The organism is Marinomonas piezotolerans, assembly GCF_003362755.1.
In the GTDB taxonomy this organism is placed as follows: domain Bacteria; phylum Pseudomonadota; class Gammaproteobacteria; order Pseudomonadales; family Marinomonadaceae; genus Marinomonas; species Marinomonas piezotolerans.
The window spans coordinates 1-1215 of sequence record NZ_QKRA01000026.1 but is presented as its reverse complement, the minus strand read 5'-3'; the positions used below and the strand labels follow the sequence as shown (position 1 = coordinate 1215).

The window sequence follows — 1215 nt, the reverse complement described above, 5'->3', positions numbered from 1 at the left end:
CTTGCCTTTAAATTGGCTGTTGTTGATCAAGTAGAAAAAGGCGAGCTGACCTACAAACAAGCTCAAAATAAATACGGTATACAAGGCCGTTCTACAGTTTTAGTTTGGCTTCGAAAGCATGGTCGGCTAGATTGGAGTCAAGGTGGTTCGCCTTTACATCCAAAAGGAGGTCCTATGACTGAGTCAAAAGAGCTTACTCCTGAGCAGCGTATTAAAGAACTTGAAACTGAGTTGGTTGAGACTAAGAGAAAAGCTGAGTTTTTTGAGCACATGATCATGGTGTTAAAGCGTGATTACGGGGTAAGCGTGTCAAAAAAGCCGCTTGCCAAACGATCCAAGAAAAGAAAGTAGATGGCTTTAGCGTCATTGAATGTTGTCGTTATCTTGGAATCACAAGACAGGCTTATTACAAGCGCTGTTTGCTAGCTGAGCGAAAAGACCATTTAAATAATGATGTGATCAATCGAGTGCAACACATTCGTTTACAGCATCCTCGGATGGGTACGAGAAAGCTTCAGCATAAACTTGGCTTGGAACACTGCTGCTATATTGGTCGAGACCGTTTGTTTAGGGTGCTTAGAGAAGCACGGTTACTGGTTAAAGTAAGGCGCTCATACCATAAGACAACACAGAGCCGTCACCGTTTTTACTGCCATCCAAACTTGATTAAAGATGGTGAAAATCAAATACAAGCAAGTGGACCTGAGCAGCTATGGGTGGCCGACATTACTTATGTTCCTACCCATAATGGCGATACGTACCTCAGTTTGATTACGGATGCTTGGTCACGAAAAATAGTGGGATATCACGTAGACGATACTCTAAGAACTGATGCCGTCATTAAAGCCTATAAAAATGCTTTAAAAGAACGAACGAAAACAGCTCAATTGCTCGTGCATCATTCAGATAGAGGGCTTCAATATTGCTCTAAGCAGTATCAACAGCTTCATGAAAAGCATGGAGTTCAGTGCTCGATGACGGATGGCTACGATTGCTACCAGAATGCGCTGGCTGAGAGGATCAATGGCATTATTAAAAATGAGTACTTAATCATGAAGCCGAAAGACCTGAATGAAGCTCGGCTAATGATATCGGAGTCGGTAGAAAGCTATAATAAGAGTCGGCCGCATATGGCCCTAAAATACAAAACGCCCGATGAGGTTCATCGAGCGTTTTAATGTCTGAATAAGTGTCAACCTATATCAGGACTAGTCA

1 protein-coding gene is annotated in these 1215 nt (G+C 42.5%); it reads left to right on the top strand.

Translation table 11 applies throughout. From position 1 onward, the window contains the following. Positions 1–1178, top strand: a protein-coding gene (locus tag DN730_RS18995; protein ID WP_115469693.1) for an IS3 family transposase whose coding sequence is annotated in 2 segments (ribosomal slippage) — positions 1–307 and positions 307–1178 — 1179 coding nt annotated over the 2 segments. Because the reading frame shifts where the segments join, the coding sequence is not laid out codon by codon here. This gene is flagged as partial in the annotation. Positions 1179–1215: the final 37 nt, after the last annotated feature.